The sequence below is a fragment of the Rathayibacter sp. KR2-224 genome, assembly GCF_049446075.1.
Classification (GTDB): Bacteria; Actinomycetota; Actinomycetes; order Actinomycetales; family Microbacteriaceae; genus Humibacter.
On record NZ_JBMSEB010000001.1, the window covers coordinates 63821 to 88298 of the forward strand.

Genomic DNA, 24478 nt, shown 5'->3' on the forward strand with positions numbered 1-24478 from the left:
CCGACGCCCCTTGTCCTGTGCTCGGGCCGCTAGGGCAGCTTCGCGATCAGATTCAGTACCCGAGTGGTCTGTGATGCGCTGAAATTGTCATCGCTGATGAGCGAGATGCCTGCCGCGTGGCCGGTGGAGAAGGTCACCGCCATGCCCTCGTAGTTGTCGAGCAGCGGGTTGGCCTGCGCCTCCTTGGCTGTCGCGCCAAGGGTCGGGCACTGCACCACGTCGGCAACGAGCGTCTTCTGCAGCGCCAGCCCGGGAGACGCGGCTCCGAGGTTCGTGACGGAGGTCACATCGTGGGCGCCGTGCAGTCCCTTGATGCCGTACAGCTTGACCGAGTTGCCGATGGCGGCGGACCATGCGGCCTCCTCGACCACCAACGAGTCGTTGCCGGTTGCGGCGACCTCGGGGATGCGCATGCCCGGTTCGGTGCGATACTCCACCTGCTTCGACAGCGTCCAGGCCCCCTTCTTGGCCTGCGTGTACACCAGGAGCCGGTGTGCCGTGGCATCCCCGTCGGTCGAGACATCACCGGAGAGGGCAGCCTCCATGGCGGCCACGATGGTCTTGCCGTCAGGGGTGATCGTCAGGCCCTCCAGCGTCGCGTTCGAGGTTGCTTCTCCTGCCTGCGTGCTTCCCGTCACGGCGAATCGGGCGGGCACGGGCAGCGATGCCTTCTGGATGCCGTCGCGCCCGAAGATGCGCACGGATGGCTCCGTCTCGCTGCTGACGACGAAGTCGCCGTTCGGCAGCACTGCCAGACCCTCGTTGTCGCTGTCCTGACCGTTGTACGGGGTGCCGTCAGGTTGCTTGAGCACGAGGGGATCCCTGGTGACGTGGGGATTCGCGACGCCGGAGAGGAACCAGATGCGAGCGGGGTCGGAACCGTGGTTGTCGACGGCAGACACGTAACCCCCGCTGCGCACGTCGCGGGCGAGCGAGGACAAGCCGCCCACCTGGGTGCCGTTGTAGGTGATCTTGTCGAGGGCATCCGAGTAGCCGGCTGCGGCAGCGGACGGTCCGCATCGCCTCGACTCCAGGCCCGGCAGCGCCCACGACCTGGCCCCCGCGGTGATGGCGACCTCCTGCGGGTCGTGATCGCTGACCTGGTTCGCGAACTCGGAGTTGACGTGCACCACCTGGTACTCCGGCTTGCCCACCCCGGCCGTGACCAGTATGTGGTCGAGCACCTGCGAAATCCCGTCGTACACATAGGTGTACTGCTGGCTCTCCGGCAGGGTCGTGATGAGGTCACGCAGGATCGGCTTCCCGGATGCCGCTCCCGTGAGCGTCTGCAGCGCCGGGCTGAACTGGTAGTCGTTCAGGTCGCCGGCCACGACCACCTTCGCCTTCTTGTCCGCCTTCAGCAGGGATGCCACGAAGTCGTGCACCTGAATCGCCTGCTTCGCGCGCTGCACGGCCGAGGACTGTTGCGGGTACTGGAAGCGCCCGTCCGCGTTCTGGTCGCCGAGCTTGGAATCGAAGTGGTTGCCGATGACGAAGACGTTCTCGCCTCGGAACAGGAACTCGCCCACGAGAGGCTTGCGGCTGGAATCCCACGCGTCGCTGCCGGGGTCGATGCGGCCGGGGGAGAGCGTCAGGTCGGGTTCTCCGTGCACCTTCACGACTGACGTTCCTGTGATGGATCGGTCGACGGCCGAGCCGCCGCGATCCACGAACGAGACGCGGGTCGGGTCGAACAGGAAAGCCACCCTGATGTTGCCGCCGGGCTGCCCGCCGTCCTGGTCGTTGACCGGGTCGATCTCGCGCCAGTCGTAGAGCGGGCCGCCGGCCGCACGGATCGCCTGCGTCAACCGGGTGAGCGTCTGATCGGCGGCAACCGTCCCTGAGTCGGCGGCGCCGTCGTTGTCCTGCACCTCCTCGAGCGCCACGATGTCGGGCGATGCGAGGTTCGTCACGACCCCCTGCGCAAGCCGGCTGTACTTGTCGGCCGCGTCGCCGGGAGCGAGGTTCTCGACGTTGTAGGTCGCGACAGAAAGCTGGCCGGCGCCGGCCTTCTTCGCTACGACGGGCTGAAGCCCGCTCGAGACGACCTGGCCGAGCTGGGTCGCCGCAATCAGATAGCCGCCGTACATGGAATAATCCACCGGTCCGACCGTCGCTCCCGTGAAGACGTCGCCGACGGAGACGTTCGGGTTCGAGCCGTCGGCGGGAACAACCTCGAGCCTTCCCGACGGAGTCTCGTTCTCGCCCGTGAGCACGGTGCCGCCTCGGTAGCTGACGTTCTGCGCCGGCTTCGTCGTGACGTACTGCTCGCCGTACTGGTCGCTCGGACCGATCACACGAGCGTCATCCACCTCGACGCGCATTCCCTCCACCGACTCGTAAAAGTCCAGGGCGGAACGAGACGGCGTGATGGGAGTGTTCTCGATGTTCCCGCCACCCAGGTCGGGGGCGTATGCGTCGGGAACCGTGGTGGACCCGAGCACGATGGGAGCCGGAAGAGGGTTGCCGTGCGACACCGTGTAGATCTTCGGACTCTGCAGTTCGGTGATCGAGAGGTTCGACGTGGTGCCGGGGCTATCGCCGCTGGCGAGCGGGTAGTAGTCCTTCACGGTGGCCGACACGAGCACGGAGTCGCCCGCGGTGACCGAGGGTGCGGTGCCGGTGTAGACGAAGACTCCCTCGCTCGTGGCGGGGTTGGAGTCGGCATCCGGGTCCTGCATCCAGAAGCCACGGCTGGATCCGGATGCCCGCACTCCCGTCACCACACCCGGAACCGCCGTCACCTTCTGGCCGTTCAGGGGGGAGACGAAGCTCGTGCCCTGGATGTCGTGGATGCGAGTCGTGCCAGGCGTCGGGGGCGTCGATCCGCCGTCGTCGCCGCCCGCGGTGTTCGCGGCGCCCGGTGTCGGAGGAGCCGCCGCGAAGTCTGCGGCGTTGTCGTCGCTGTCTGCGGCATCCTTGCGCTGCACAGAAGCGGTGTTGGATGCACCAGTTGCCGGCGAGCCCTCAGAGATCGCCGCGGCCCCGAAACCGACCAGGTCGACGGATGCCGTCTCGCACGATGCCGCGTCGGCGCACGTGAGCGCGGCGCTGTTCGAGACGAGTGCGACGGTTCCGTCGGTGGCCGACATTGCGATCGTGCCCGAGGCGTCAGCCTGCGGCAGGGGAGACGTGCCCCCGTTGCCCTTCGCCTCGGCCACCACGTACCGGGCGCCGGGGGCGATGCTGCCGCTCAGCGGCGTGGTCTGCCACGTGCCCGTTGCGGCCTTCGAGTGGTACTGGACCGACCATCCCGTCAGGTCGACGGCGGAGATTCCGCGGTTCGCCACCTCGATGAAGTCGTTCGTGTACGCGGCACCGGAGTTACCACCTCCGCCGTACACCTCGTTGATCACCAAGCCGTTCGACGGCTCGGCTGCAGCCGCCGTTGCTGTGGCGAGTGATGCCGCAAGCATCCCGAGCACGGCCACCGCTGTCGCCGCGCCTCTCCCGATGCGTGCCCGGCCGCTGGGCGCCCCGCCGCTGCCTGCCCCGTCACTGCGTGTGAGCTGTGTGCGCATACCATTCCCCTTCGACACATGTCACCCGATCAGGTGCCAGTGAACCGTGGGTGACGGTCAGGCGAAACCTCATGGCGGTTCTTCGCTCATTCGCGCAGCCTCGGTCGCGGCAGCTCCCTCGTCACCTCCGCCCTCGAGTTCCGTGCGGTGGTCGTGCTCACCGCCGGCAGGGCGCTCCAGGCTCCCGCAGCGGCACCGCAGCTGCACCTCGGCGTGCTTGACCTTCCCCTTAACGGCAACGTTTAGCGTGGGATTACTGCCACCGGGAGGTACGCATGAAGATAGGCGAGGTCGCGCGACTTGCGGGCGTGAGCGTGAAGACGGTTCGGCACTACGAAGCGCTCGGTCTGGTGCGCTCGAGCAGGCTTTCGAACGGCTACCGTGACTACGACGACGACGCGCCGCGTCTGGTCGGCGAGGCTCACGCACTTGGCCGGGCGGGCATCCGTCTCGAGCAGACGAGGCCCTTTCTGGACTGCCTGGCCTCTGGCAGCGACAACGCCGACGATTGCCTGGCGACACGTCCGGCCTATCGCGCGGCCATCGCCGACCTCTCCGAGCGCATCGACGAGCTCGAGCGCAGGCGCACCGCGCTGCAGAATCTGCTCGCCGAGGCGGAGGCGCGAGACGAGCCCGGATGCTCGCTCTCACCGCACACAGGCGAACTCGAGCACGAGAACACGCTGTCCTAGAACCCTGCCAAGCGACACTGCCGCGCACGAGATCGCGGCCGAGACCCAAGGAGCAAGACGATGATCATCGCCGACGAGACGACGTTCGAGAAGACGGTGGACGAGGCAGGCATACCTGTCCTCGTCTACTTCTGGGCCACCTGGTGCGGCCCCTGCCGCGTGCTCGGGCCGCTCCTCGAGCAGATCGAGGCGGACAACGAGGGCGCGTTCACGATCGTCAAGGTCAACGCAGACGACAGCCCCGCCCTCGCCGCAAGGTACTCGGTCATGGCCGTGCCGACCATGAAGCTGCTCGTGGATGGGGAGGTGACGCGAACCATCGTCGGCTCGAAACCGCGAGGTGCCCTCGTCGCGGAACTGGCCCCGGTGCTGGCGGCCTGAACAAAGCGTCTCGGCAGAGGCTAACGCGGCCGCACCACGACGGGACGCCCCGTGAAACGGACCCGAACAACGGAATCCGGAACGGGCCGCTCACCCACGTCGTGCTGAACGGCCATGATCGTGCCGTCGGCAAGACGCACCGTCGTGCGCCGGAACGAGCCGAGGAAGCTCGACCCCACGACGACCGCGGAGAGCCAGCCAGGGGCCCCAGAGGGTTCTTGCGAGTCGTCGAGCTCGATGTCCTCCGGACGAACCGATACGGTCACGTCGCCGCTCGTCGCGTCAGCCGTCGCCGTCTCGGCGAGGACGGGGAGACGGCAGTCGAACACCACGACGTCGGCACCGTCGAACATGCCGGGCAGCCTGTTGCTCTGCCCCACGAAATCGGCGACGAACGCGGTCGCGGGCTGCAGGTAGAGCTGCTCCGGCGTTCCGATCTGCTCGATCCTGCCGCCGTTCATCACCGCGACCCGGTCGGCAACGGCCAGGGCTTCCTCTTGATCGTGCGTCACGAACACGGTCGTGATCCCCAGCTCACGCTGGATACCTCTGATCTGCTCGCGCAACTGCACGCGCACCTTCGCATCCAACGCAGACAGTGGCTCGTCGAGGAGGAGCACGCGAGGTCGTGTGACGAGCGCCCTCGCGAGCGCCACGCGCTGCTGTTGCCCACCTGAGAGTTCGTGCGCGTACCGTTCGCCGTGATCGGCGAGGCCGACGAGTTCAAGCGCTTCGCCCGACCGCGTGGCGCGCCTGCGAGCATCGACCTTGCGCATCCGCAGCCCGAATTCCACGTTCTGCCTCGCCGTCAGGTGCGGGAACAACGAGTACGACTGGAAGACCATTCCGATGTCGCGGCGGTTCACGGGCATGTCGGCGACGTCCGCGCCGTCGATGAGGATGCTGCCGGCATCCACGTGCTCCAGCCCGGACAGGGCCCTCAGCATCGTCGTCTTGCCACACCCGGAAGGGCCGAGCAGCGCGACGAACTCGCCCGGGTGGATCTCGAGGCTGACGCCCCGCAGCGCTTGGTGCGAACCGTAGGACTTCGTGATTCCCACGAGCTCGACGGCGGTTCCTTTGATCGCCAGAGGTCCCGTTGAGTCGTTCGGGGTCGGCCGCTCTGGTGCTTTCGTTGCTGCGATGGTCATCGGCTTGTCCTCCTGGCGCGGCGGAATGAACCGACCCGGCCGATCACGAGCAGCAGCACGAACGCGAACACCAGAGCGAACACGGCGAAGATCGCCGCGACGTACGGGTCGGTCTGCTGCAGCAGGAAGAGTGCGGTCTGGAAGGTCGTCTGGTTGAGGAACGATGCGATCGTGAACTCGCCGAGCACGACCGCGATGGTGAGAAAGCAGGCGGAGAGGATGCCCCGCTTCAGGTTGGGCAGGATGACCCGGCCGAGCACCGACATCCAGCCCGCACCCAACGACCTCGCCGCCTCGCTCAGCACGACGATGTCGAAAGACGCGATGTTCGCCTGGATCGGCCGGTACGCGTATGGCAGCACGATGACGCCGATCGCGAACGACAGGGTCCACGGAACACTTCCGAACGCGCCCGCCACCACTTGGTAGACGGGAACGAATCCGACGACGAGCACCACGGTTGGCACGGTGATGGGCAGAAGACACACGAACTCGATGGCGCGACGAAGACGCGCATAGCGCAGCTCGACGAGCACCATCGTCGGCAGGAGCACCAGCAGCACGATGGCCACCGTGATCAGGCAGATGACGAGCGAGTTGCCGATCCCTTCGAAGAGCTGGTCATACGTGAGTTCCTGGTTGGGGTCGAAGATCGCTTCGTAATGCACCAGCGTGAACGAAGCCGGGTCGCCCGACACCCGGAAGGTGAAGAGCAGCATGGCGCCGATGGGCAGGAGGAACAGAACGGCCGAGACCGCCAGAATGATCGAGCTCGTGGTGCGGCCTGGCATGGCGCCGACACGTCCCCCGCGAGGGGCGCCGCGTCCTCGGCGGGCTCCCGTAGCGGCCCCGGGCTCGGCGAGGATGCCTGTCGTCACCGCTGCCACCTCCGCGCGCGTCGCTGCAACGCCGAGTACGCACTCATGACGACGACCATCACGACGATCATGCCGAGCGCGAGAACGCCGGCCGTGTTGGAGACGCCGACGACCGTTTCGCTGGTGAGTTGTTGCTTGATGGCGAGCGGAACGATGCCGCCCTGGTCGATGAGCGCCGCCGCGGTGGCGAACGACGAGAACGCGTTGGCGAACAACAGGATGGTGCTTCCCCAGAATGCAGGAGCGAGCACCGGGAACGCGATGCGCCACCAGTACGAGAAGCGGGAGGCGCCGAGCGTGGCTGCCGCTTCTCCCCACTCCTTCTTGAGCCCCTCCATCGCCGGCATGAACGTGATGACCATGAGCGGAACGGAGAAGTAGAGGTAGGGGAACACGAGTCCGCCCACCTGGTAGAGGAGTGGCCCGTGCGCGGAGAGGGAGTTCAGGTCGAACCCGAACGTCTGTTTCAGGAAGAGCGTGAGCACGCCCTGGATGCCCATCAGCGCGATGAACGCGAACGCCAGCATGATGCCGCCGAACTGGGCGAGCACGCTGGAGGCGGAGTCGACCACGGTGCGGAGTGCGCCTCCCGGCTTCGCCCCCAGGAGCGCGAAGCAGATGAGAGCACCGACCACGGCCCCGACGAGGGCCACGACCGCCGAGACCCAGAACGAGCCGACGAAGTCCGCGACGATCGTGGGGTTGCCGAAAGCCGCAAGGTTGGCGAGCGTCAGCTGCCCCGAGTCCGTGAAGAATCCGCTCCCGACGGCATAAACCGTCGGTATGGCGAGGAAGAGCAACACGTAGAGCGCAAACGGTGTGAACCCGAGCCACCCTGTGCCGCGGTGCCGGGATCGTACGATCCCGGCACCGCGGGCGGAGGTGGCCGTCGCGATCTCAGTGGAGGCGGCGGTCATGCTGTGCCTTTCGTGGCCGGAGGCCCAGGATCAACCGACGGTCGCCGACCACTTGGAGGCCAGGAGCGCGCCGGCGGCCGTCGCCTGGTCGGCCGTGAGCTGAACGAAGCTCTTCGGCGGCTGTCCCACCGACTTCAGCACGTTCTCATCCACGGTCTTCTTCGTGATCATCGCCTGCAGGGTGGCCGGATACGCGCCGGAGGCCAGATACAGGTTCTGCACCTCGGGGCTGTAGATGTACTCCTCCCACAGGCGTGCGGCCGCCGGGTTGGGCGCGGAGGCGTTGATCGCCTGGTTGTAGTAGCTGCCAAGCGCGGTACCCGGAAGCACGACCGTCTTCCAGTTCGGGTTCCCCGCCGAGCCGCCGGCCGCGCCCCATGCCAGGTTGTTGTAGCTCCACTGGATCACCACCGGCGTCTCGCCCGAGTTCACCGTCGCCTGCGTGGGCAGCACGGAGAGGAAGTTGCCGGCCTGCTTGAGCTTGCCGAAGAAGTCGATCCCGGGCTGGACGTCATCCGCCTTTCCGCCGGACTGGAGGTCAGCCCAGTAGACGGCGCTCGCCGCCTCGTTCGCCTGCGTCGGGTCGCCCTTGATCGCGACCTTGCCCTTGTAGTCGGCTCCGAGCAGGTCGCCGATCTTCTTCGGCGGCGTCTTGATCACCTTCGAGTCGTACCCGATCGACATCAAGCCGGTGTAGTCGTAGTACCACTTACCGGCCGGGTCCTTGTAGTCGGCGGGCAGGTCGGCCCAGTTCTGCACCTTGTAGTCGGCCATCAGGTCGAGGTTCTGGTCGAGCACCGCGGTTCCGATGTCGAAGACGTCGGGGGCGGTGCTCTGGCCCTTCTGCGACTTCGCCGCCGCGACCTCGTCTGCGCTCGATCCGTTCGGATTCTCCGAATTGATCTTGATCTTCGGATACTTCTTCTCGAAGCCGGCGATGATCTTGCCGTAGTTCGCCCACGAGGGCGGAAGTGTGATCACGTTGAGGTGACCCTCTGCGTTGGCTGCGGCCACTAACCCAGCCATGCCGCCGAAGTCCTTGGCACTCGCGGCCTTCTGCGCCTGCGACTGGGTCAGCGACTTGGCGGTGGCGGCGTCTGCAGCTCCGGGGCCGGCAGAGCAAGCGGTCAGCGACACGGCGACGGCCGTGGCCATCGCCGCCGTGACCACAACGCGCCGCAGGGCACGCGAGCCTCTGAGTCGGGCGATCGCGCGTTCTTCCATGGGAATGTCCTTCCAGGTTTCCATTCGGGTTTCTCTTGGTCGTCTGTCGAGCAGCTGGTGGGGCGGCGCGCCGGCCGCGGTTACCGTTCCCGGGTGGCGAGCACAAGCTCGTCGAGCACGGCGCGGGCGAGGCCGAAGCCCGTCGTCATCCCGATCCCGCTCGTGACGGATGCCACGGCCACGCCCGCCTCCGGGCTGGACATCAGGAACGGGGCCGTGTCCGCCGCGGCGTACACGCCTCGCCAGCGTCGTCGCACGCGCAATCGGCTCGCTCCGAGAAGCCGCCGGAACTGCGCGAGCAACAGCTCGTCGAGGTCTTCTTCCTCGAACGGCGACAGCGTGGTCGCGTAGTGGTGAGTGTCGCCGATCACGAGCCGGCCGTTCGGCCGTTGCGTGAACATCAGATTGACGGTGTTCTCGAGCAGTTCAGGTGCGGAGCCTGCAATCTCGGCTCGCAGCGTCGTGGCGGCTGCGGTCGAGGCGAAGCCCTCGTAGCGCAGCAGCGACGTTCCCGTGAACACCGCGGGCGCAGTCCGCATCGAGTTCGGCGGATCGATCTCCATCATCCGGAGGGCGCAGCGCCGAACGCCTGCCTTCTCCGAAACGGCGGGATAGTGCCTGTCCACGTCGTGGCCGACGGCGAGCACGACGGCGTCGGCGGTGTACTCGCCGCGACTGGTGCGCACGAACCCGCCGGTGAGTTCCAGCACGTTCTCGCCGTAGCGGAACACCACGCCGTGGGCCGAAAGCCACCCGGCGATGGCGGGTACCGCATGCGGGGAGTCGATCCGCAGGTCTTGGGGCAGGTGGGCGCCGGCGACGATGCCAGGTGCGCGGAACCCGGTCAGGCCCTCGGCCTCAGCGGCAGTCAGCATCCGCACGGCTTCGCCTCGAGACGAAGCGAACTCCTCGAGCACGGAGACCTCCGCACTCGTCCTCGCAATGACCACCGTTCCGTCGGTGCGCACCGCGAATCCGGCTTGTTCTCCGGCTTCGATCCAGGTCTCCCGTGCGTCGAGCGCGTAGTCCAATGCCACGCCGGATTGCGCCGTCGTGCAGATGTGGCCGAAATTCCGGATGCTCGCCCCGACGGCGCGCTCGTCGCGCTCGATCACGAGCACCGACATCCCTCGTCGTGTCGCATGCCAGGCGTGCGCCAGTCCGACCATTCCCGCGCCGACGACGATGAGGTCGACGTGGGGCGGGACGACGGGGGAGTCAGCAGGGGTCACGCAACCACTGTGCATGGCCGATCGAGCTCAATCCGGCGATTCCATGCACTTGTCATGAGATGTTCACTGAGCAGTGTTGGCGCGGATCTACGGCAGAACACCGGGTGAACATTCGGTGCACAGCGCCCCATGCTCTGGCGTCGCACGAACTTCTATAGTCAAGTTATGAGGGTGCCATTGCATGAACTCGTTCGCACGGCCATCCGGGACCGCATCGTCAGCGGAGAACTCGCAGCCGGTGATCCTCTCCCGAGCGAGGCCGACCTCTGCGCACAGTTCGGTGCGTCTCGAGGGCCGGTGAGGCAAGCATTGTCCGCGTTGAGCGCAGAAGGACTCATCGAGACCAGCCAGGGACGCGTGCCGACGGTCAGTCGAGTCCCTCTAGCGCAGTCCATCGACGACTTCTTCTCGTTCTCGTCCTGGGTCACGGCCATGGGGCATGAGCCTGGCCAGCGCACGGTCGAGATCGTCATGCGCCATGCCGGCGCGGGGCTCGCCACGCTGCTCGGAGTCGAGGAAGCCGATCAGGTCGTTCAGCTGCTGAGGGTGAGATCGATCGACGGCGAACCCGCCATGCTCGAGCGCACTGCTTTCGTCTCTTCCGTCGGCCGCATGCTTTTCGACTTCGACACCGACTCCGGGTCGGTGTTCGACTACCTGATCGCGCACGGTGTGCCCCTCGATTATGGCGACCACGCGATCGACGCGGTGGCTGCCGATGGCGTCGATGCCGAGCACCTCCTCGTGCCCATCGGCACGCCGCTGCTCAGGGTGCGGCGTACGACCAGCTCGAGCACCGGCGAGGTCCTGGAGTACTCCGACGACCGTTATCGCACCGACCGCGCAGACCTCGTCGTTCACAATGCTCGCTCCGGGCGGCGGCCGCGACCGTACGTGGCTCGGCAACTCCCAGGAGCTCCGGCATCAAGGAGAATCACATGACCATCAGACTCGTCTCGCTCGACATGGCGGGAACCACGATCGATGAGGGAGGCATCGTCTACGACGTGTTGGAGAGCACCGTCGCACAGGCGACCGGCCGGGAAGGGGTTCCGGCCGAGGTGCTGGCCCGTTGGACAGGCACCGACAAGCGGGAGGCGATCGCGGGCCTATTGTCGGAACTCGGCGACGACCCGGGCCGAACCGATGATGTTTTCGCCGAGTTCTCGCGCCGCCTCGAGGTCGCCTATTCCGCATCCGCCCCTGCGCTCTTTCCCGGCGTGGCCGGGGCGGTTCGCGAGCTGCGGGCGAATGGTGTGCGCGTGGCCCTTCAGACCGGATACGCGCGCGATGTCGCCGAGTCGCTGCTCGGCGCCGTGGGGTGGAGCGTCGGCCGCGACGTCGATGCGCTCGTGACGGCAGAGGATGTCGTCGCCTCCCGCCCCGCTCCCTATCTGATCTTCCGCACCATGGAGGCAACCGGGGTGTACAGCACGAGGGAGGTGCTCGTTGCCGGCGATACGCCGAACGACCTCGGCGCGGGAACGAACTCGGGTGTTCGCTACGTGGTCGGTGTTCTCACCGGCGCCGCGGATGCCTCAACGCTGGGCAGGCACGAGCACACGAACATCCTCGCCAGCGTTGCTGCCATTCCGGCGATGCTCGGCGAAGCCGACGAGTTCCCGCCCAAAGGATGACGCGGCCCCTGGGCGCGGGTAGCGTGATCGGCATCAGCGTATTTCGCAAGCGGCCGATGGTACATGCCGCGGTTCGGACCTAGTGCGTCGCGGCACGGCGTGGAATCCGGGGGCCGCCGGCTACGAACTACCAGGCGCAATGGGCTGGTCGGCAGACGAAGGAGAACAACGATGTCCGTCATCCTGAACCCTTATCTCAGCTTCTGCGACAATGCGCGCGAGGCCATGGAGTTCTACCAGACCGTCTTCGGCGGCGAGCTCACCGTCAGCACGTTCCGCGACTTCCAGATGACGCAAGACGAGAGCGATCTCGACAAGGTCATGCACTCGCAACTCAACGGGGAAGCCGGCATCGTGCTCATGGCTGCCGACACACCAAGCCACATGGAGTACACGCCCGGCAGCTCGATCACCGTCTCCTTGAGCGGCGACGACGAGTCCACCCTCCGCAGGCACTGGGACGGCCTGTCCGAAGGCGCCAGCATCGTCGAGCCGCTCGAGAAGGCGCCGTGGGGCGATTCGTTCGGCATGCTCGTCGACAGGTTCGGCGTGGGCTGGATGGTCAACATCTCCGGTCAGGGCTGAGACGGGCAGGCATGGCAGACGAAACGACCATCGAGGTCGAGGGGCCGGACGGCACTCGCCCGGTGCGCATCAGTCATCCCGACCGGGTCGTCTTCCCGCAGGACGGCATCACGAAGCTGGATCTCGCTCGCTACCTCCAGGCAGTGGCCGAGCCCTTCCTCAAGGCCAACGGCGACCGCCCGATCTCGCTCCAGAGGTTCAGGGAGACGATCGACGGCGAGCAGTTCTTCTCGAAGAATCCTCCGCGTGGCGCGCCCGAGTACATCCGCACGGTGAAGGTGGTGTACCCGAGCGCGCGTACGCATCCGCAGCTCGTGCTCGACGAGCCCGCATCGGCCGTCTGGGCGGTGCAGATGGGCACCGTGGTGTTCCACCCGTGGCCGTCGAGGGCGGAGAACACCGACAATCCCGACCAGCTGCGCATCGACCTCGACCCACAGCCGGGCACCGATTTCGACGACGCCGTCCCAGCGGCGCTCGAGTTGCGATCGGTGCTTGCGGAGGCCGGCCTGGATGCCTACATCAAGACCTCGGGCAACCGCGGCCTGCACGTGTTCGCACCCATCGCCCCTGACCACGAGTTCCTGGATGTGCGACACGCCGTCATCGCCGCGGCTCGCGAACTGGAGCGCCGCATGCCGGATGCCGTGACGACGGCGTGGTGGAAGGAGGAGCGCGGCCGCAAGGTGTTCGTGGACTTCAACCAGGCCAACCGCGACCGAACGATGGCCGGAGCGTACAGCCCGCGAGCGCTGCCGCACGCTCCCGTGTCGTGTCCGGTGACGTGGGAGGAACTCGAGTCGGTGGACCCGCGGACCTTCACCGTGCTGAGCATGCCGCAGCGGCTCGCCGAGACCGGCGACCCGTGGTCGGACTTCGGTGAGCGGCCCGGCAGCATCGATGTGCTGCTCTCCTGGTGGCAGCGTGACCTCGACAACGGGCTGGGGGAGCTGCCGTTCCCGCCCGACTACCCGAAGATGCCAGGCGAGCCGCCGCGAGTCCAGCCGAGCAAGAAGGTCGCAGAGAACTGGGACGAGGAGGGCAACCGGACGGCTGCCGAATGACGGCTGCCAACGCCACCGGTCAGCGGATGACGTCCGACAGGTCGTAGGCGACGGGGCGCTCCAACTGGTCGAACGTGCACGACCGCGGCTCACGGTCGTCGCGCCACCGTTCGAACTGCACGGTGTGCCTGAAGCGCGCTCCCTCCAGCTGGTCGTACCGCACTTCGATCACGCGCTCGGGGCGCAGGCGCACGAACGAGACATCCTTGCTCGCAGAGAACCGGCTGCGATCGGTCTCGCCCTTGACGATCTCGCCGTTCTCGTCCCGCTCGACGAGCGGCTCGAGCTCGTCCACGAGCTCCAGCCTCCGTTGAGCGGTGAACGCAGAGGCGCCGCCCACGCTCCGGAGCACACCTTCCTCGTCGTAGAGGCCGAGTAACAGCGACCCGACGCCCCTGCCGCTCGTGTGTACTCGGTAGCCGAGCACCACGACGTCCGCGGTGCGATGGTGCTTCACCTTGAGCATCGTGCGTTTTCCGGGTGCGTACGCCGCGTCGAGCGGCTTGGCGACGACGCCGTCCAGGCCGGCGCCCTCGAACTCGACCAGCCACCGGCGGGCGAGCTCGACATCCGTTGTGGTCTGGCACAGATGGAGCGGATGCCGCCAGCCGGCCGCGATCCCTTCCAGCGCGGCCCTGCGCTCGGCGAAGGGTCGATTCATCAGGTCGTCGCCGTCGAGGGAGAGCAGATCGAAGGCCACGAACATCGCGGGCGTGGTCTCCGAGAGCATTGCAATGCGACTCGCCGCGGGGTGGATGCGCTGCGAAAGCGCCTCCCAGTCCAGCCGCTCGGCACCCGGCTTGCCGGTGCGCACGACGATCTCGCCGTCCACCACGCAACGCGGAAGCTGCTGCGCGAACGCAGCCACCAGCTCAGGGAAGTACCTGGTCAGCGGCTTCGACCCCCGGCTGCCGATCTCGACGTCGGCCGTGCCATCGCCCGTAGGCTCGACACCCACGATTCCGCGAAAGCCGTCCCACTTCGGCTCGTACGAAAGACTCCCTGGCACGGCGTCGGGCTCCGGCACGGCGTCGACGGCGCGGGCGAGCATGGGAGCGGGGAGTGAGGCGACCATGCTCCGATCTTGCCCTGATCAGGCCCCGGGCGACAGAGCGGCGCCCGTCGACCCAGCAGCGTCGGCCGTCCAGAGATGCATGGTCGCGTAGGAACGCCATGGCCGCCAGGCCTCACCGAGCGCCAGGGCCTCGGCCGGCGATACCCCGCCGAGCGCGCGGCGGAGCACGAGATCGCCTACCGGGAAGGCGTCGGCATCTCTCAGCACCCGAAGCGCGAGGTAATCCACCGTCCATGGTCCGATACCCGGGAGTGCGAGCAACCGCGCACGTACCTCGGCGTGGTCCGCATCGCGTTCCACTTTCAGGCCGGATGCGAAGGCCTCCGCCAGTGCGATCACCGTTCGAGCCCGTGCGACGGGTATACCCACCGCCGACCTGAGCTCCTCGAGCTCGGCCGCGGCCACGACGGCGGGAGGAGGAAACGCGATCAGGCCGTCCGATCCGGCGCTGCCGTAGGCCGCGGCGAGGCGGCCGGTGAAAGTGCGACAGGCGGCGAGTGAGACCTGCTGACCGAGCACGGTCTGCGCGGCCGCCTCGAAGGCATCCGGATGCCCGATCACGCGCAGGGCCGGACGCTCCCGCACCAGGGCACCCAGCACGGCATCTTCGCGGAAGTCGGAGTTGATCTGGTCGAGATCGGTGTCGAGGTCGAACCATTCGCGGACGGCTTCGACGACGTCGGAAGAAGCCAGACCACGCACCTCGACTCCGTCGTCGCGCACTGCGACGGTGATGGCGGCGGCGGCGTGCTCCGAGCCAATCAACCGCGTGACAGTGCTGTTCTCGGCGTCGACGCGCTCGACGCCCGGCACGCTGTGCCGTACGAGGGAACCGAGCACCACGTCGCGTTCCAGCCGACCCGATAGGAAGACGCCTTCCGGTGCCGCAGCCGTCATGCAGCGGCCTCGAGAGAGAGGAGTGCGCGCTTGGCGTCGAGACCGCCGACGTAACCGCCGAGCGAACCGTCGCCGCGCAACACGCGGTGGCACGGCACGACGAGGGGCAGCGGATTCGTCGCGCACGCCGACCCAACGGCTCTGAACGCCCGGGGCCGGCCGACGGCGTCGGCGAGCCGGGCGTAGCTCGTCGTACGCCCGTACGAGATCGTCGGAAGCATGCGCTGCACCTCCCCGCGGAAGCCGTGGGAGAGTGCGAAGTCGAGCGGAAGATCGAACTCCGTGCGCCGCCGTTCGAAGTATTCGCCCAGCTCGGCGGCCGCCCGCTCGAGGCGAGCCGGGGACTCGAGGATGCGCGGACTCACCCGCTCGGCGAGCACCTGCAGCACATCGTCGAAGCCCTCACGCTCGAATGCGACCCGCACGATACCGCGCTCGGTCGCCGCGATGAGCAACCCGCCGACCGGACTGTCGACGAGCCGGTACGCCACGTCGAGGAGTCCACGCTCGGCCGCGTCGCGCTCGAGCCGGGCATGCAGGGCTCGCAGGTGCTCCCTCGTCGCGTCCGCCCGGGGTGGGGTGGCCCGGTCATCCTGGGCGTTCGTCGGCGTAATGCCCGTTCGTTCGGTGTTCGTCTCGTTCATCGCTCAGCTCCCATCGTGCGCCGCAGGGAACGGATGCCATCCGCCGCTGCCCGCCGCGCCGCCTCCGTCGTTCCACCGATGATGTCTGCGACCTCGCGGTAGCCCAGGCCGCCGAGGTAGTGATAGGTGACCGCCTGGCGCTGTCTCTGAGGCAGCACCGCGACCGCCCGCGCGACCCGGTCGGCATCGGCACGCGTCTCGACGGCCTCCTCAGGAATGCCGAGCGTTCCGGCCTCCTCGGGCAGCCGCTCAACTGTGACGGCCCGCCGCCCCCTCGAACGCAGCAGGTCGAGGCACTTGCGGCGCGCGATCGTGACCAGCCACGCCTCGACGTTCGCGTCGCCCGTGAGGCGAGGGTATGCATCCAGGGCTGCGAGGAAGGTCTCGGACCACGCGTCGTCTGCGTCGTGCACCGCGAGCATCGACCGGCACACGCGCAGCACGACCGAGCCGTGTTCGCGAACGACCGATTCGAAAGGCGCGAGCATCATCACACGGTAGACGCCACGGACGACGGAAACGTGAGATCGAATGGAGTGCTGCCGCGAAGCTACGCCAGCAGCTCGCGCACCATGGGGATCACCCTGGTCGCGTATAGCTCGATGGAGTGCATCAGCAGCTCGTGCGGCATGGGGCCGTTCGCGTACTTCAGATCGAACCGGTCGACGCCCAGCACCTTGATGGCCTCGGCGATCCGCCTGGCCACCGTCTCGGGTGAGCCGACGTAGAGCGAACCGTGCCGCACCTCGCTGATGTACTGTTCCCTGCTCTGCGGGGCCCAGCCGCGCTCCGCGCCGATGCGGTCCATCGTCGTCTTCTGGAACGGGTAGAGCTGCTCCATGGCCAGCTCATCGGTGTCGGCTACGTAGCCGGGTGAGTGCATGGACAACGGCATGTTCTGCCTGCCCATCTGCTCCTGGGCGCGCTTGTAGAGGTCGACGTAAGGGGCGAACCGGCCGGGGTTGCCGCCGATGATCGCCAGTGCCATGGGGATGCCGTACCGCACAGACCGGATGACGCTCTCCGGACTGCCGCCCACGCCCACCCATGCCTTGAGGCGGCCCGATTCCGTCTTCGGGTAGACGTTCTGGTCGGTCAGGGGAGCCCGAACGGTGCCCACCCAGGACACAGGGCCCTCGTCCAGGAGAATGCTGAACAGTTCGAGCTTCTCCTCGAAGAGCTTCTCGTACTGCGACAGGTCGTAGCCGAACAACGGGAACGACTCTGTGAAGGAACCGCGGCCCAGCGTGACCTCGGCTCGTCCGTTCGACACGGCGTCGAGTGTGGCGAAGCGCTCGTACACCCGCACCGGGTCGTCGGAGCTCAGCACCGTGACGGCAGTGCCGAGGGTCATGTGCCTCGTCCTGGAGGCGATGGCCGACAACACGATGTCCGGTGCGCTGACGGCGAAGTCGGCACGATGGTGCTCGCCGATGCCGAAGGCGTCCACGCCCAGCTCGTCGGCGAGCACGGCCTGCTCCACGACGTCGCGGATGGTGGGTGCGGCCGTTCGCTGCGCTCCATCGTCATCGAGCGGGACGTCCCCGAACGTGTCCAATCCGAACTGTACGGCCACAGCAGACCCTTTCGTCATGTATGCAAATGCATGCTTCTCAACACCGTCGCCCAGTTCATCATTCCGCGCTCTTCAGCCGGCGCCGCCAGCGAGGCGGATCCTTCGCACGCGCGCAAGGGGTGGGTGCGCCTGCGCCGAAGTCGTACCTTGGCCGGCATGGACGCGCTCGAACTGGCCAAGAAGCACACCGACCGTGCCGCCAAACGCACCAAGAAGCTCGTCGAAGCGCATGAGGAGCACGAAGACCGGCCGCTCAGCAAGGCGGAGAAGGAGCTCGCGGAGCGTGAGGCGAAGGCTGCGGCGTCCACGCGATACGGGCGCATGCCATGGAAGTACGTGCTGGGGCGCACGATGCGCGAATACGGCAGAGACGGATGCTCCGACATAGCCGCAGCGCTCACCTACTTCTCGATTCTCTCCGCACTGCCGGCCTTGCTGGCGCTCGTGTCGGTGCTCGGCGTCGTGGGTGCGGACCGAACAGGCTCGAAGAAGATGCTCGAGATCGTGGACACGCTGGCGCCCGCACAGGTGCAACCGGCGCTGTCCGGCCTGCTGTCACAGCTCACCTCGTCGACGGCGGCAGGCATCGGGCTCGCCATCGGAATCATCGGTGCGATCTGGTCGGCGTCCGGCTACGTCGGAGCCTTCACGAGGGCCGTGAACCGCATCTACGGCGTGAATGAGGGCCGAACGGCCATCGTGCTGCGGTCGCAACAGGTGCTGATCACCGTCGTCGTGCTGGCCCTGGCCGTGCTCGTCGTGCTGTCCCTTGTGCTGAGCGGACCCTTCGCGCGCACCGTCGGGCAGGCGTTCGGGCTCGGGGATGCGGTTCTGGCCACCTGGGATGTTGTGAAATGGCCCGTCATCGGGGCTGCGGTCATCCTTTCGGTCGCCGTGCTCTTCTTCGGCGCACCGAACCTGCGGCATCAGCGTGTGCGCTATGTCGCGGGCGGGGCAGCCGTCGCAGTCGCGATCATGGTGCTCGGCTCACTCGTCTTCGGCTTCTACGTGTCCAACTTCGCCAGCTACAACCGGGTATACGGCACCGTCGGCGGTCTGCTGGTCGCACTGTTGTGGGTGTGGCTCGCGAACCTCGGGCTCGTCGTGGGGGCCGAGCTCGGATCCGAGCTTGAACGCGGACACGAGCTCTCGCTGGGCGAAGCCGCCGAAGGGCGCGTGAAACTGCGCGTGCGCGGCGACAAGGCATCCCTCAAGGCGAAGGAGAAGCTTCGCGCCGACGAACGCATGGCCGCAGCCATCGCCAGGTCGGCGGCGGCGCAGACCCGATGATGTCGTTCGCGTCGCGGATCGCAATCGCCGTGGCTTCGGTTCCTTCACCATCCGTCCTAGCGGCGATAGCCTGGCAAGGTTCGTCCTGCACCACCCGCCGCACAGGCATCCGCCCACCGGCAAGCTAGAGAGAGGGAGACAGACGATGATCGCGTCCATCCTCGAGAACGACGACGTGCACTTCGAGCACCGCGGCTCCGGTTACGTGGTCCACCGCCTTGGGCCGGCCGATTGGGTCGTGCGTGCCGACGACGGGCGCACGATCGGCTCACTCATCGTTGTCTCGCCCGAGGGCGAGGAACACGAACCGGTGTATGGCGGCATCATCGTCGGCGAGACGGAGACTGACTACGAGGGATCCGACTGGGAGTCGATCGTCAGGGGCCTGGTCAACGAGGTGCTCGACGCCGACGACGGGTCGATGACCGCTATCGGAACGCAGCACTGAGCGCAGCCTTCACCCGGCTAGCTCTCGCGTACGACGTCGTTCGGTTCCTTGTCGGTGCGCCAGCCGCGCCATGAAGGCTGACGCAGCCTTCCGCCACGAGTCCACTCCGCGAATTCCACCTCGCCCACCAGATCGGGCCGCACCCAGCGCACTCCACGTGCATCGACCGAGGGGATATCGGCGAACGGGTTCGCCGAGGCATCCAACTCCTCGAGCCGTCTCCCGATCTCGTCGAGGTCCGCGTCGTCGAAACCGGTGCCCACCTTGCCGACGTACTTGAGCCGCTCGCCGTCCGGGATGCCGAGGAGCAGCGACCCGATGCCGTTGGCACGCCTGCCTTCTCCCGGCTTCCACCCGCCGACCACGACCTCCTGAGTCGAATGGTGCTTGACCTTGATCCATGCCGTGGAGCGCCTGCCAGGGGAGTAGGTGGAGCGTCTGTCCTTCGCGACAATGCCCTCGAGTCCCTCACGCCGACTCTGAGCCATCGCCCTCTCGATAGGGCCATCGACGGCATCCGGCACCTGGAGCACGCCGCGATGACGGTCGGTGACCACGTGCTCGAGGGCGGCGCGGCGCACCTCGTATTCCTCGCCGGTCACCTGGTGTCCGTCGAGTTCCAGGATGTCGAACGCGTAGTACCGAACAGGCACACGTGACGCCGTGCGCGAGATCTCGGACTCGTTCTGCAGGTTCATGCGCTGCTGCAGCAGGCCGAAGTCGGGATGGCCGTCGTTCAGGGCGACGATCTCGCCGTCGAGCACTGCCGGGGAGCGGACGCTCTCCGCGATGGCGGTCAGCTCGGGGTACTGGGCGGTCACGTCGTGACCGTTCCTCGTCATCAGGCGAACCGTGTCGTCCTGCACGTAGGCGATGGCGCGGATGCCGTCCCACTTGCCCTCGAACGCCCACCGCTCGTCGTCGTGCTCGAGCTGCGACTGCTTGCCGAGCGTCGCGAGCATGGGGGAGTAGTCCTTACGGTGGGCGTCAAGGCTCATGCGGTGGATCAGCCAGTTCTTCTCATCGCCCGAGCCCCCGCGCGCGGACTGCCCGGTGTGAATGAGTGCCACCTTCACTGGCTTTCCGCCCAGGCCCCCGTCCTGAGAGGGGTGCAGCGTAACGATGACCTCCTGTCCGTCCCGCCATTTCTCCAGGTCGTACACCCCCGAGTCCCAGATGTCCACGTGGCCGGCGCCGTATTCCCCGCGCGGAATGTCTCCCTCGAACCCCCCGTAGTCCAGTGGGTGGTCTTCCGTCTGCACCGCGAGATGGTTCTCCTTGGCATCGGTGGGCACACCCTTGGGGAGAGCCCAGCTCACCAGCACGCCGTCGCGCTCCAGTCGGAAGTCGTAGTGCAAGCGTCTGGCCGCGTGCTTCTGGATCACGAAAGACCGCCCGTTCGTGGTCTTCGGCGTGCCCTTCGGCACCGGCTCAGGCGTCTTGGCGGCGTCCCGCTTGCTGCGGTAGACCGTGAGGCGATCGCGCTCCCGCGCTGCGTCGCCCTCCTTCGAGGGCTCGCCAGCACGCGTGGAACCGTGCGCGGACGCGTGCTCACCCGTTTCGACGATGTGGTCCACCGTTCCGGACGACGCCTCGGTCAAGGGATCGCCTTTGGTCGCGACCCTCTTCAGCACCTCGTGGAAATCGAGCTGCCTGAGCTTCGGCGAGGCCAGTTCGCGCCAGGTACGCGGAACGGCGACCATCGGATGCGATCGGCCACGCAGCGAATACGGTGCGATCGTCGTCTTGTTGCCGTTGTTCTGACTCCAGTCGATGAAGACCTTGCCCGGCCGGTCCGCACGCTTCATCGTGCTGATCACCTCGTCTTTGTGATCGGCCTCCAGCGCCCGGGCCAATTCATGGGCCACCTGCGAGACCTGGTCGGAGGTCTGCCGCCCGTCGAGCCTGGCGTAGAGATGGATGCCCTTGCTGCCGCTGGTCACGGGAACCGGCTCCAGCCCCATGCCCGTAAGAATGTTCCTCGCCCACCCGGCTACTTCGGCACACTCGGCGAGCCCGACGCCCTCGCCAGGGTCCAGGTCGAGCACGAGTCTGTCGGGGTTCTGTCGTGCTCCACGAGGCCCCGCCTGCCATTGCGGCACGTGGATCTCCAGCGCGGCGACCTGCCCGCACCAGGCGAGAACGGCTGGTTCGTTCACGAGCGGATAGACGTTCGCGTGGTCGCTGTGCTCGATCGTCACGCGCGGTACCCAGTCGGGCGTTCCCTCGTCGAGGTTCTTCTGGAAGAACGGCGGCTCGGGATGCTCGGCTGTGCCGACCCCGTTCGGCCACCTTTTACGCGTGGCCGGCCTGCCATGCGCATGCTCGATCAGGTACGGCGCTATGCGCGCGTAGTAGTCCACCACCTCGCCCTTGATGGTGCCGGTCTCCGGGTACAACACCTTGTCGAGGTTGGTCAGCTTGAGCCGGTGCCCGTCGATCTCGACCATCTGCGAACCACCTGCGCCGCCGGCATCCGTGCCGCGCCGTGCCTTCGTCGTCGCCCTGCTCACCGCCATGCGAGAGACGTTACGCCCGGCTCGCGCGCCAGGCCCACGGCTTGACGGATGCCTCCCTGCAGCCCTGTCCGCCGGGCTCGAGTCGTCCAGCCCTTGTCGTTCCGCGTTCTGCGCTGTGCAATAGGGGTATGCGAGCAATCGGAAAGCGGGTGATCGCGTTCGGACTGGTGAACGTGCCGGTCAAGATCTACAGCGCGACAGAAGACCACGACGTGTCGCTGCACCAGGTGCACGACAAAGACGGCGGTCGCATTCGCTACCAGCGCCGTTGCGAGATCGACGGCGAGATCGTGCCGTACGAGCACATCGCGAAGGCGTACGACGACGGAGACCGCACCGTGATCCTCACAGACGAAGATCTCGCATCGCTTCCAGAGGAGCGCAGCAACGAGATCGAGGTCGTCGAGTTCGTGCCTGACGACCAGGTCGACCCCCTCATGCTGGAGCGCAGTTACTACCTCGAACCCGATTCCAAGTCGGCGAAGGCATATGTGCTGCTGCGCAAGACGCTCGAGGCCACCAACCGCACGGCGATCGTCCAGTTCGCTCTGCGGCAGAAGACGAGGCTCGGGGCGCTCAGGGTGCGCGACGGCGTGCTCGTGCTGCAGGGCCTGCTCTGGGCCGACGAAGTACGCAAACCGGAGTTCCCGAGTCTGTCCGACGATGTGCGAGTCACCGACAAGGAACTCGACATGTCGGCCAGGCTCGTCGCCAGCTACGAGAGCGACTTCACGCCGGAGAAGTTCGAGGACGACTACCAGATCCAGCTGCAGAAGCTCATCGACGCCAAGCTCGAGCAGGGCGAGACGATCGACACGGAGGCCACCTTCGGCGAAGAGGGTGAAGGCGAGAAGGGTGAGGTGCTCGACCTCATGGAGGCTCTCCGACGCAGCGTCGAGAAGAGCAGAGGTACGAAGAAGGGCAAGTCGGCCGACGGTAAATCGGGAGGCAAGTCGCGCAAAGCGGGCGACGACGGCGAGGAGCGAACGACGAGCCGCACCCGCAAGAAGGCGGGCTGAGAAGCATCCGGATGCTGTCAAGCCCCTTGAGTCGGTATCGGGCCGTTTCTAGCGTTGCGAGGTGTTCCGATCGAAGGGGGAGACCATGCCGCGCGGAGCGAAGTCCAGGTTGAAGGATCCCGAGTTGTACGAGGAGTTGCGCGAAGACGGCGCCTCGAAACAGAAGGCAGCGCGCATCTCGAATGCGGCGGGAACGCGCAAGGGCGGCCGCTCGGCCGTCGGGCGCAAGGGCGGTGAGTCGGGCAGCTACGACGACTGGACCGTGCCTGAGCTGAAGAAGCGCGCCAAAGAGCTCGGTCTGTCCGGGTACTCGAAGAAGAACAAGGGCCAGCTGATCGACGACCTGCGCAACCACTGAGCGCACCTTCCTGTCCGCCGGCATGGCGATGCCTGCCGCTCAGGGGCACGCGCGCGCAAGGGGTCGACGTCGCGGGCCGGCGTGCTGCGATGATGGATGAATGGGATACCTCATCTACGGCTCAGGCGCCGAGTACGAGATCGACGACCGCACTCTGGCTCATCTCAAGATCGCGATCATCGTCAAGCTCCGTTTGCAGGAGAGCTTCCTGATCAACTGGACCGTGCCGGCAGAAGAGGGATCCGGCCGTGTGAGCCTATGGGTGTCGCCTGCCGTCCCATTGCAGTTCCGGTTCTCGGGCAGCCGCCCGCCGGAGCTCAACAGAGTCTGGCTCGAGGCGATGGCACTTTCGTCTCACGGGACGCGCGGCATGGTCGTGATGCCCGAGACCGAGGCCGAGGCGTTCGTGGCATCCGCTCCCGGCGCTGGATAGGCGTGTCCGCCGAATCGGAGGCAGGCGGTCGAGGCCACCTGCAGCGCCGTCCGCTGGGGAGCGGCGACGAATGGGTCGTGGGGCCCGACGGTCGCCGGTTCTGGGGAGCGTTCGGAGCGGCCGGACTGCTCGTGGCTCGCGAAGAGGCCGGCGTGCTGTTGCAGCACCGCGCCGAGTGGAGCCATTTCGGTGGAACCTGGGGCCTTCCGGGCGGGGCCCGTCATCAAGGCGAGAGTGCGCGGGACGGCGCTGTGCGGGAGGCGACCGAGGAGGCGGGAGTACCGCCGGAGGTGGTACACCCGAGTTTCCTATCGCTCCTCGACCTCGGCTGGTGGACGTACTCCACCGTCGTTGCGCGTGCCGACTCCGCGTTTCCGCCCGTCATCGGCGATGCCGAGAGCATCGAGGTGCGCTGGGTTCCCGTCGACGAGGTGGCGGCGCTGCCCCTGCACCCGGGGTTCGCCGCCAGCTGGCCGGTTCTTCGCACCGATCTCTTCCGCAACCCGGTCGTCGTGGTCGATGCCGCGAACGTCGTCGGCTCACGGCCCAACGGCTGGTGGCGAGACAGGGCGGGGGCCGCTGAGCGTCTCGTACAACGCCTCGCCGCGCTGGATGACCGTGGGTGGCCGGCCGACGTGCTCGGCCTTGCGCACGACCTGTGGTGGCCGACCACGGTCGTGGTGCTGGAGGGCGAGGCGAACAGCATGTCCGACCCGGGTTATGAGCACCCGCCAGTCATCGTGCGCGCCGGTTCCGACGGCGACTCCGCGATCGTCGCGCACGTGGAGTCGCTTTCCGACCCCACGCAGGCCATCGTGATCACCGCCGACCGAGGGCTCGCAGGCCGGGTCGAGAACCTGGGCGGCAGCACGGCGTCACCTGGCGCGCTCTGGCGCGCGATGGATGCCCTCGGCTGAAACCTCGTCGCGTCTCACTC

At 67.1% G+C, this 24478-nt stretch carries 24 protein-coding genes; 12 read left to right on the plus strand and 12 right to left on the minus strand.

From position 1 onward, the window contains the following. Positions 1-29: 29 nt before the first annotated feature. Positions 30-3521 (minus strand): esterase-like activity of phytase family protein, encoded by a 3492-nt coding sequence (locus ACO2Q7_RS00325; protein WP_423353660.1) that lies wholly within the window; start codon positions 3519-3521, stop codon positions 30-32. 275 nt (positions 3522-3796) lie between these two features. Here ACO2Q7_RS00325 and ACO2Q7_RS00330 point away from each other — a divergent pair, with 275 nt between their 5' ends. Together ACO2Q7_RS00330 and ACO2Q7_RS00335 are read left to right on the plus strand one after the other, a co-directional pair. After that, positions 3797-4213, plus strand: a complete 417-nt coding sequence (locus ACO2Q7_RS00330; RefSeq protein ID WP_423353661.1) for a MerR family DNA-binding transcriptional regulator — start codon at positions 3797-3799, stop codon at positions 4211-4213. Positions 4214-4273: 60 nt separating this feature from the next. Next, entirely contained in the window at positions 4274-4594 is a 321-nt protein-coding gene (locus ACO2Q7_RS00335) for a thioredoxin family protein (protein ID WP_423353662.1), read from the plus strand. A gap of 20 nt (positions 4595-4614) precedes the next feature. Here ACO2Q7_RS00335 and ACO2Q7_RS00340 read toward each other — a convergent pair whose 3' ends face one another. The 5 genes from ACO2Q7_RS00340 to ACO2Q7_RS00360 all read right to left on the minus strand — a co-directional run bounded on the left by ACO2Q7_RS00340 (position 4615) and on the right by ACO2Q7_RS00360 (position 9996). Continuing rightward, a complete protein-coding gene (locus tag ACO2Q7_RS00340; RefSeq protein WP_423353663.1) occupies positions 4615-5745 on the minus strand; it encodes an ABC transporter ATP-binding protein in 1131 nt (376 codons plus the stop codon). After that, positions 5742-6623, minus strand: coding sequence for an ABC transporter permease (locus ACO2Q7_RS00345; protein WP_423353664.1), 882 nt, complete (start codon positions 6621-6623; stop codon positions 5742-5744). Before ACO2Q7_RS00345 ends, ACO2Q7_RS00340 begins: the two co-directional genes overlap by 4 nt. Further along, the gene (locus ACO2Q7_RS00350; RefSeq protein ID WP_423353665.1) at positions 6620-7540 is read right to left on the minus strand and encodes an ABC transporter permease; all 921 of its coding nucleotides are present in this window, start codon (positions 7538-7540) and stop codon (positions 6620-6622) included. The genes ACO2Q7_RS00345 and ACO2Q7_RS00350 overlap by 4 nt, the downstream gene beginning before the upstream one ends. 30 nt (positions 7541-7570) lie before the next feature. Continuing rightward, on the minus strand, positions 7571-8764 hold the full coding sequence (locus ACO2Q7_RS00355) for an ABC transporter substrate-binding protein (protein ID WP_423353666.1): 1194 nt from the start codon (positions 8762-8764) through the stop codon (positions 7571-7573). A gap of 80 nt (positions 8765-8844) precedes the next feature. Further along, a complete protein-coding gene (locus ACO2Q7_RS00360) occupies positions 8845-9996 on the minus strand; it encodes a TIGR03364 family FAD-dependent oxidoreductase (protein ID WP_423353667.1) in 1152 nt (383 codons plus the stop codon). A gap of 165 nt (positions 9997-10161) precedes the next feature. Between ACO2Q7_RS00360 and ACO2Q7_RS00365 the strand changes: the two genes are divergently transcribed. The 4 genes from ACO2Q7_RS00365 (at position 10162) to ligD (ending at position 13282) form a co-directional block, all read left to right on the plus strand. After that, positions 10162-10938, plus strand: a complete 777-nt coding sequence (locus ACO2Q7_RS00365; RefSeq protein WP_423353668.1) for a GntR family transcriptional regulator — start codon at positions 10162-10164, stop codon at positions 10936-10938. Then, positions 10935-11633: a phosphonatase-like hydrolase gene (locus ACO2Q7_RS00370; RefSeq protein WP_423353669.1), complete on the plus strand. Its 699-nt coding sequence runs from the start codon at positions 10935-10937 to the stop codon at positions 11631-11633. The genes ACO2Q7_RS00365 and ACO2Q7_RS00370 overlap by 4 nt, the downstream gene beginning before the upstream one ends. A gap of 171 nt (positions 11634-11804) precedes the next feature. Next, positions 11805-12218 (plus strand): VOC family protein, encoded by a 414-nt coding sequence (locus ACO2Q7_RS00375; protein WP_423353670.1) that lies wholly within the window; start codon positions 11805-11807, stop codon positions 12216-12218. 11 nt (positions 12219-12229) lie between these two features. After that, positions 12230-13282, plus strand: coding sequence for a non-homologous end-joining DNA ligase (gene ligD, locus ACO2Q7_RS00380; RefSeq protein WP_423353671.1), 1053 nt, complete (start codon positions 12230-12232; stop codon positions 13280-13282). Between the two features lie 19 nt (positions 13283-13301). Here ligD and ACO2Q7_RS00385 read toward each other — a convergent pair whose 3' ends face one another. The 5 genes from ACO2Q7_RS00385 to ACO2Q7_RS00405 all read right to left on the minus strand — a co-directional run bounded on the left by ACO2Q7_RS00385 (position 13302) and on the right by ACO2Q7_RS00405 (position 17492). Next, positions 13302-14357: an ATP-dependent DNA ligase gene (locus ACO2Q7_RS00385; protein ID WP_423353672.1), complete on the minus strand. Its 1056-nt coding sequence runs from the start codon at positions 14355-14357 to the stop codon at positions 13302-13304. Between the two features lie 18 nt (positions 14358-14375). After that, complete coding sequence (locus ACO2Q7_RS00390; protein ID WP_423353673.1) at positions 14376-15254, minus strand: DNA-3-methyladenine glycosylase family protein; 879 nt, start codon at positions 15252-15254, stop codon at positions 14376-14378. Further along, on the minus strand, positions 15251-15898 hold the full coding sequence (locus ACO2Q7_RS00395; protein ID WP_423353674.1) for a methylated-DNA--[protein]-cysteine S-methyltransferase: 648 nt from the start codon (positions 15896-15898) through the stop codon (positions 15251-15253). The genes ACO2Q7_RS00390 and ACO2Q7_RS00395 overlap by 4 nt, the downstream gene beginning before the upstream one ends. Continuing rightward, positions 15895-16386: an RNA polymerase sigma factor gene (locus ACO2Q7_RS00400; protein ID WP_423353675.1), complete on the minus strand. Its 492-nt coding sequence runs from the start codon at positions 16384-16386 to the stop codon at positions 15895-15897. The genes ACO2Q7_RS00395 and ACO2Q7_RS00400 overlap by 4 nt, the downstream gene beginning before the upstream one ends. Positions 16387-16448: 62 nt before the next feature. Then, positions 16449-17492, minus strand: a complete 1044-nt coding sequence (locus ACO2Q7_RS00405) for an LLM class flavin-dependent oxidoreductase (protein WP_423353676.1) — start codon at positions 17490-17492, stop codon at positions 16449-16451. A gap of 12 nt (positions 17493-17504) precedes the next feature. Here ACO2Q7_RS00405 and ACO2Q7_RS00410 point away from each other — a divergent pair, with 12 nt between their 5' ends. After that, positions 17505-18764: a YihY/virulence factor BrkB family protein gene (locus ACO2Q7_RS00410; protein WP_423353677.1), complete on the plus strand. Its 1260-nt coding sequence runs from the start codon at positions 17505-17507 to the stop codon at positions 18762-18764. A gap of 145 nt (positions 18765-18909) precedes the next feature. Continuing rightward, entirely contained in the window at positions 18910-19212 is a 303-nt protein-coding gene (locus ACO2Q7_RS00415; protein ID WP_423353678.1) for a hypothetical protein, read from the plus strand. A 17-nt stretch (positions 19213-19229) separates the two neighbouring features. Here the strand turns inward: ACO2Q7_RS00415 and ACO2Q7_RS00420 are convergent, their stop codons facing one another. Beyond that, positions 19230-21731: an ATP-dependent DNA ligase gene (locus tag ACO2Q7_RS00420; RefSeq protein ID WP_423353679.1), complete on the minus strand. Its 2502-nt coding sequence runs from the start codon at positions 21729-21731 to the stop codon at positions 19230-19232. Positions 21732-21859: 128 nt separating this feature from the next. Here ACO2Q7_RS00420 and ACO2Q7_RS00425 point away from each other — a divergent pair, with 128 nt between their 5' ends. From ACO2Q7_RS00425 to ACO2Q7_RS00440, 4 genes are all read left to right on the plus strand, one after another. Next, positions 21860-22750, plus strand: a complete 891-nt coding sequence (locus tag ACO2Q7_RS00425) for a Ku protein (RefSeq protein ID WP_423353680.1) — start codon at positions 21860-21862, stop codon at positions 22748-22750. A gap of 85 nt (positions 22751-22835) precedes the next feature. Next, positions 22836-23108: a DUF7218 family protein gene (locus ACO2Q7_RS00430; RefSeq protein WP_423355919.1), complete on the plus strand. Its 273-nt coding sequence runs from the start codon at positions 22836-22838 to the stop codon at positions 23106-23108. Positions 23109-23208: 100 nt separating this feature from the next. Next, a complete protein-coding gene (locus ACO2Q7_RS00435; RefSeq protein WP_423353681.1) occupies positions 23209-23541 on the plus strand; it encodes a hypothetical protein in 333 nt (110 codons plus the stop codon). Between the two features lie 2 nt (positions 23542-23543). Further along, a complete protein-coding gene (locus tag ACO2Q7_RS00440) occupies positions 23544-24458 on the plus strand; it encodes an NUDIX domain-containing protein (protein ID WP_423353682.1) in 915 nt (304 codons plus the stop codon). Positions 24459-24478: the final 20 nt, after the last annotated feature.

Bases quoted from the DNA above. Each gene is read 5' to 3' on its own strand.
- ACO2Q7_RS00370 (WP_423353669.1), top strand. From the start codon at position 10,935: ATGACCATCAGACTCGTCTCGCTCGACATGGCGGGAACCACGATCGAT.
- ACO2Q7_RS00400 (WP_423353675.1), bottom strand. From the start codon at position 16,386: ATGCTCGCGCCTTTCGAATCGGTCGTTCGCGAACACGGCTCGGTCGTG.
- ACO2Q7_RS00430 (WP_423355919.1), top strand. From the start codon at position 22,836: ATGCCGCGCGGAGCGAAGTCCAGGTTGAAGGATCCCGAGTTGTACGAG.
- ACO2Q7_RS00385 (WP_423353672.1), bottom strand. From the start codon at position 14,357: ATGGTCGCCTCACTCCCCGCTCCCATGCTCGCCCGCGCCGTCGACGCC.
- ACO2Q7_RS00395 (WP_423353674.1), bottom strand. From the start codon at position 15,898: ATGAACGAGACGAACACCGAACGAACGGGCATTACGCCGACGAACGCC.
- ACO2Q7_RS00375 (WP_423353670.1), top strand. From the start codon at position 11,805: ATGTCCGTCATCCTGAACCCTTATCTCAGCTTCTGCGACAATGCGCGC.
- ACO2Q7_RS00330 (WP_423353661.1), top strand. From the start codon at position 3,797: ATGAAGATAGGCGAGGTCGCGCGACTTGCGGGCGTGAGCGTGAAGACG.
- ACO2Q7_RS00435 (WP_423353681.1), top strand. From the start codon at position 23,209: ATGGGATACCTCATCTACGGCTCAGGCGCCGAGTACGAGATCGACGAC.
- ACO2Q7_RS00325 (WP_423353660.1), bottom strand. From the start codon at position 3,521: ATGCGCACACAGCTCACACGCAGTGACGGGGCAGGCAGCGGCGGGGCG.
- ACO2Q7_RS00415 (WP_423353678.1), top strand. From the start codon at position 18,910: ATGATCGCGTCCATCCTCGAGAACGACGACGTGCACTTCGAGCACCGC.
- ACO2Q7_RS00350 (WP_423353665.1), bottom strand. From the start codon at position 7,540: ATGACCGCCGCCTCCACTGAGATCGCGACGGCCACCTCCGCCCGCGGT.
- ACO2Q7_RS00410 (WP_423353677.1), top strand. From the start codon at position 17,505: ATGCTTCTCAACACCGTCGCCCAGTTCATCATTCCGCGCTCTTCAGCC.
- ACO2Q7_RS00340 (WP_423353663.1), bottom strand. From the start codon at position 5,745: ATGACCATCGCAGCAACGAAAGCACCAGAGCGGCCGACCCCGAACGAC.
- ACO2Q7_RS00420 (WP_423353679.1), bottom strand. From the start codon at position 21,731: ATGGCGGTGAGCAGGGCGACGACGAAGGCACGGCGCGGCACGGATGCC.
- ACO2Q7_RS00365 (WP_423353668.1), top strand. From the start codon at position 10,162: ATGAGGGTGCCATTGCATGAACTCGTTCGCACGGCCATCCGGGACCGC.
- ACO2Q7_RS00355 (WP_423353666.1), bottom strand. From the start codon at position 8,764: ATGGAAGAACGCGCGATCGCCCGACTCAGAGGCTCGCGTGCCCTGCGG.
- ACO2Q7_RS00425 (WP_423353680.1), top strand. From the start codon at position 21,860: ATGCGAGCAATCGGAAAGCGGGTGATCGCGTTCGGACTGGTGAACGTG.
- ligD (WP_423353671.1), top strand. From the start codon at position 12,230: ATGGCAGACGAAACGACCATCGAGGTCGAGGGGCCGGACGGCACTCGC.
- ACO2Q7_RS00335 (WP_423353662.1), top strand. From the start codon at position 4,274: ATGATCATCGCCGACGAGACGACGTTCGAGAAGACGGTGGACGAGGCA.
- ACO2Q7_RS00405 (WP_423353676.1), bottom strand. From the start codon at position 17,492: ATGACGAAAGGGTCTGCTGTGGCCGTACAGTTCGGATTGGACACGTTC.
- ACO2Q7_RS00390 (WP_423353673.1), bottom strand. From the start codon at position 15,254: ATGACGGCTGCGGCACCGGAAGGCGTCTTCCTATCGGGTCGGCTGGAA.